A 5,265-nucleotide genomic window follows, 5' to 3' on the forward strand; every position below is an offset into this window, starting at 1 on the left:
GCAGACAGGTTAGGAAAAACGGGCATCCAACGAAGTTGCAGGAATTGGGGGCGGGTGATGTGGTCGTTTTTGGCTCGCATATGAACGGATCTTTTGTGCTGGACACGGTGTTTGTGGTTGCGGATAGCATCCCCTATGAGCCAGCAACCGGTGAATCTAAACTAGGAACCCGTGTCCCTCCGTCCTTCCTGCACGCAACTATGCGACCGCTCGCTGGCGTCCGACGACCGTCGGCCCACGTCGCCAAGACGGTTCTCGATCCGTGTGGCCCCGAGCAATGCAGCGAAGAAGACGAGACAGCCGCTTGTGGTCCTCCGTGTGCTGAATCTAATGCGGCGAGGTTTCGCCTTTACTGGGGTGCGACACCGTCCGCACCAATTGATGGGATGTTCAGTTTTGCTCCCGCGAAGACCATGGCGGAAACGATTGTTCCATTTCAACGCCCGGCTCTGGATATGCCATTCATATCAGCTGGTTTGTCTCAGAATTGGCGAGCGTGTCCAGCCGAAGCACAGCCCGCCTGGCGGGCGATTGCTGAAAGAGTCTTAGAGCAGGGTCTTGAACTCGGAGTCTCGTTCGAGATTGTGCCGAGCAAGCGCTCGTTCTAAGGAGAGAGCGCGAACCCATGAGCCCCAGATTTGATGGTCGGGAGGGGACAGGGGTGAACGCCGCTGATGCTCTGCGGTGGACACTATGGAGCTGAACATTGAACTGCGGGAAGTCGGATCGTCCGATGAGTTCAAATCGATTGTATTGAAAAAGCGAGCGGCCATTAGTTCAAAGCCCCCAATCACGAGGCATTATGTCGCGTTGTGTAATAAGCAGGAAGTTGCATTCGTTGCGATCGACGTTCCGCCGAACAAAGGATACTTGTGTATTTATGAGTTGCTCGTAGAGCCAAAAATGCGTTGTCGCGGCTTGGGTTCGGCTGTGGTTAGGAAATGTCAGGAAATGGCGAGACAGCTTGGTTGCAAGAAGATATGCCTTATTCCTCGACCGATCGAGGCGGGCACTACGGAAGAGCAATTGGTTCGTTGGTATACAAGGCTAGGGTTCGTTCAGAGTAAGGAACAGGATAGTCTTCTCGAGATTGTTTTCTGAAGTCGGCGGATCAGGCTGAGGTGGATGAATACTGGGACAAGCTGGTGAAGGCGGGGGCGACGCCCACGCAATGTGGTTGGATCAAGGACGTTCGGTCTCTCCTGGCAGATTGTCCCGCGACGGTTCACGGAGCTGATCGCTGACAGGGACCCCGCGAAGGTGAAGGCTGTAATGGACGCCATGTTGACGATGGTGAAGCTGGACGTGGCGGAGCTCGAGAGGGCCTGCAACGAGGCGTAGTCGTGCTCGTCGACCGTAGCTGGCAGCGGCTGTTCCCAGCCTCACGATTCTACACCGACCGGAAGGCCGGAATTGCGAAACCCGCCTCGTGCCACACCCTCCGGCACTCCTTTGCGACTCACCCGCTGGAGTCCGGCACCGACATCAGGACCATCCAGGAACTCCTCGGCCATAGCGATGTGACGACAACCATGATCTACACCCACGTGCTGAACAAGGGTGGCCTCGGCGTCAGGAGTCCCCTAGACCGATGAGCGCGATCACATGGGCAGTGTTTCACTTGTTAGCCTGCGAGTTACGCAGTATTATTTCCGCGCGTGGGACGCATCTGATGGTACAACAGGGCTCGTGTGCCGCAGCCTATCAGGATAGACTGCGACCAAACAAATGTAGAAGATCAGTAGAACAATAGTCAGGCCTCCAAAAGGAGCAGTCTTATGATCGACGAGATTTTGTTATGACACGTCAGGCGCAACACTATCGCTGGCTCGTTGTGTTCCTGTGGATCTCAGTGATTGCATGGGGCGTCGGGCTCGGTGCCAAGCTGTTCGAGTTCACAGTCGTGATCTCCGCATGGGCTGCCGACCCCCCAGCCTCGCTCTCCATGATGCCATACGGTCCTGGTCACCCTTACGATCCCGGCGACTTTTTCCTACCGCTGAGTATCCTGCTCCTCATCGGTACCGTCGGGGCACTGGTTTGCGGGAGAAGGGCCTTGCGCAGTTACAGGATTTGGCTTTGGGTGGGACTCGCATCGCTTCTGGTCATCTGGTTGGCGACCCCTACGCTCTTCTGGCCTATGATTGGAGATCTCTACTACGCTGGCACGGGGTCCCGCCCCTTGGAAGCATCAGCCGCTCAAAGCCTTGTGAATCGATGGCTCGTGCTCGATTGGCTGCGTACAGCGCTCATCGCTGTGGGGTTCGTCAGTGCTATTCAAGCTGTCAGTTCGAGACACCGGGCATTTGGGTCCTAACAACAGCATGCAGCGAACGGCGCTTCGCGCCGCCGCTGATGCTGAGCGTTAGCTAGTCACACCAAAAGGAAAGGAGGGATCGGCATGAGAAACAACAAGTGTCTTGTCTTAGCATCCGTAATCACTGCAGCCCTCACCCTTCCCGCTTTCGGGCAGGAGCCCCCACGAATGAAGATGACGACGGACATTCCCGCGCAAATCACGACACCGAACAGGATGGAAACTCGGATAGGCACCCTCGAATTCTTTGACGGCTTTCCCACTGAAGACACGGACAAGAAAGTTTTCGACAACTTGGATTTCGTGCGGGGAGTAGAAACTTTTCTGAATGGGTGTCCGGCGGCGTCGCTGGTCGCCATGCGGGAAGGAATGCGGGAACTGGGCGCGGTAGATGGAACCATCGGCATCACCGAGAGCCTGATGGATGCGCGGTCGCTATTCCTGACGCCGAACACAGAGAGTATTTATACCGTCACATGGCTCAACCTGAAGGACGGTCCCGTTGTGGTTGAAAGTGCGCCCAATACCTTGGGCATCATCAACGATTTCTGGTTTCGCTACGTAGCGGACCTGGGAAACGCGGGACCGGACAAGGGCAAAGGCGGCAAATACCTGTTCGTGGGGCCTGATTACGAGGGTGACATACCCGAGGGCTACTTCGTCTTTCACAGTCGAACATACAACAATTTTCTGATCTGGCGCGGCTTTCTCGTGAAAGGCGACCCGAAACCGGGAATCGAGAACATCAAAAAACACACGCGTGTTTACCCCCTGTCCATGGTAGTCAATCCTCCCGAACAAAAGTGGGTAAATATGTCGGGTAAGGCGTTCAATACTGTCCATGCCAGTGATTTCAGCTTTTACGAGGAGTTGAACCAGGTCGTTCAGGAAGAGCCCGCCAACTCCCAGAACCCGGAACTCCTGGGATTGTACGCCGCCATTGGGATCAAGAAAGGACAGCCTTTTGCGCCGGACGATCGCATGAAGAAGATCCTCACCGATGCGGCCGCCGTGGGCAACGCCACCGCACGCGCGCTCGTTTTCCGGGGCCGCGACAGAAGTTCATACCAATATGACGACCGCAACTGGAGGACAGGCTTTGTCGGCGGCAGTCACGAGTTCCTTGCGGATGGCGCTAGTCTGTTGGACGCACGGGCGTTTTTCTACTACTACGCCACCATGGTCACGCCTGCTATGACCCTGAAAATCCCGGGGGTAGGTTCGCAATACTCCGACGCCATGGTGGATGCCGGGGGGAAACCGCTGGACGGGTCTAAAAACTACCAGCTACATCTTCCCCCAAATGTTCCGGCCGAGGATTTCTGGTCCGTGGTGGTCTACGACAACCAGACTCGCTCATTGCTCCAGACCGATCAGCAATACCCGAGCGTCTCGAGCCAGCGCGGTGTGCATGCCAATCCAGATGGCTCTTATGATATCTACTTCGGTCCGAAGGCTCCGCAAGATAAAGAAAGCAACTGGATTCAGACCGTTCCCGGCAAAGGTTTCAGCGTCATTCTGCGCTTTTACGGGCCGCTGCAGTCCTGGTTCGACCAGTCCTGGCGGCCGGACGATATCGAACCGATGAAGTAGTGAAGAACGTCAAGAACAAGCAACAGTCTCTGGTGACCTCGGACTAGGGAAGAAACGATAGACAGATGGCTAGCTAACAACCGGTTGCAGCGGACGGCCCGCTGCGCGGCCCGCCGCTGAACCGGAGCGTTAGGCAGACATGGAGCAAGGAGCGACGTCCGTGGGAGCCCATCCATATCAATACGTAGTCGAGTACGACGAGGACGTGCAGGCCGCTCTCGATCGGCTGCGGGCTGACGTGTTCCGCAACGGTAGGTTCTTCGGCGCTGAGCGGAATCCCCGCACGCCCGAGCAGGCCGTCAAGCAAACCGGTGAGACCGGCACGCGATCGATACTGGACATCGTCAAGATCCGCGACAAGCCGGACTACTGTTGCGCCGCGGGACTGACGCCTTCAGAGGTGAAACGGTACTTCGGAACAGACCGGCCGACCGTGGCGACCGTGGAGGCCTCGGACAAGTTCTGGGAGGATCTCGAACGTGGCAAGGCTCGATTCGTGGTCGTCTATGAAGGAGAGGAGAAGAAGATCTTCTTCGCGGGCTACTCGTTTGATTAGACGATGGGCAGGAGCCGGGACGCTGCCGAACCCGCCGCTGAACGGCAAAGCGTTGGGCTGACCAAGGAGAAGAGAACCGTGAGACAACTCGCTGGAGTCGTCGCGATCTTGATCGGTCTTGCATCTGTATGGGTCTATGGGTGCGCGGCTGCCGAGACTCCACCGCAAGGTCGGGTACGCGAGGCGATTGTCGGGTTGCCATGTGAGGGATGCGAGGCGGTTTTCGAAGGGCTCCCGGCAACCCTTGAAACCGACGCCCGAATCGGCCGGCAGGATGAACCTGGTCAGCCACTGCGCATCGTCGGCACGGTCTTCGACTCAGCAGGACACCCGGCCTCAGGAGTCATCGTCTACGCGTACCAAACCAACAGCCGTGGGGTTTACCCGCCGGACGATCGATATCGCGGCCTCGCCGCCTACCATCACGGCCTTCTGCGGGGATGGGCAACGACGGATGCGGAGGGACGGTATAGCTTCACCACGATTCGACCGGGTGGCTACCCGGACTCCGACCTTCCGGCCCATGTGCACATGCATGTGATCGAGGTCGGACGCTGTACCTACTATATTGACGACATCCTGTTTGAGGACGATCCTCGACTCACGAAGGAGAAGAAAGCGGCCCTCATCCTGGGCCGCGGCGGCAGCGGTCTTGTGGTTCCAAAGCCTGACAGCGCCGGTGCCTGGGTCGTGCGGCGAGACATCCACCTAGGCAAGAACATCCCCGGCTATCCAGTGCGCGCCCAACAACCGGTTCCAGCGGACGGCGCTTCGCACCGCCGCTGAACCGGAGCGTTAG

5 protein-coding genes and 1 pseudogene are annotated in these 5,265 nt (G+C 57.5%); all 6 read left to right on the plus strand.

Going from position 1 to position 5,265, the window contains the following annotated elements; translation table 11 throughout:
- Positions 1-608, plus strand: a 608-nt coding sequence (locus OEX18_15560) for a hypothetical protein (GenBank protein MDH4338681.1), incomplete at its 5' end; no start/stop codon positions are given.
- Positions 609-1,121: 513 nt separating this feature from the next.
- The gene (locus tag OEX18_15565; GenBank protein ID MDH4338682.1) at positions 1,122-1,244 is read left to right on the plus strand and encodes a VOC family protein; all 123 of its coding nucleotides are present in this window, start codon (positions 1,122-1,124) and stop codon (positions 1,242-1,244) included.
- A gap of 159 nt (positions 1,245-1,403) precedes the next feature.
- Positions 1,404-1,595: pseudogene (locus OEX18_15570) on the plus strand (tyrosine-type recombinase/integrase).
- Positions 1,596-2,485: 890 nt separating this feature from the next.
- Positions 2,486-3,910: a DUF1254 domain-containing protein gene (locus tag OEX18_15575; GenBank protein MDH4338683.1), complete on the plus strand. Its 1,425-nt coding sequence runs from the start codon at positions 2,486-2,488 to the stop codon at positions 3,908-3,910.
- Between the two features lie 160 nt (positions 3,911-4,070).
- On the plus strand, positions 4,071-4,466 hold the full coding sequence (locus OEX18_15580) for a hypothetical protein (GenBank protein MDH4338684.1): 396 nt from the start codon (positions 4,071-4,073) through the stop codon (positions 4,464-4,466).
- A 78-nt stretch (positions 4,467-4,544) separates the two neighbouring features.
- Entirely contained in the window at positions 4,545-5,252 is a 708-nt protein-coding gene (locus OEX18_15585; GenBank protein MDH4338685.1) for a hypothetical protein, read from the plus strand.
- Positions 5,253-5,265: the final 13 nt, after the last annotated feature.

This window comes from Candidatus Krumholzibacteriia bacterium, from assembly GCA_029865265.1.
Classification (GTDB): Bacteria; Krumholzibacteriota; Krumholzibacteriia; order WVZY01; family JAKEHA01; genus JAKEHA01.

Excerpts from the sequence above, each read along its gene's own strand:
- OEX18_15575 (MDH4338683.1), top strand. The coding sequence starts at position 2,486 with ATGAAGATGACGACGGACATTCCCGCGCAAATCACGACACCGAACAGG.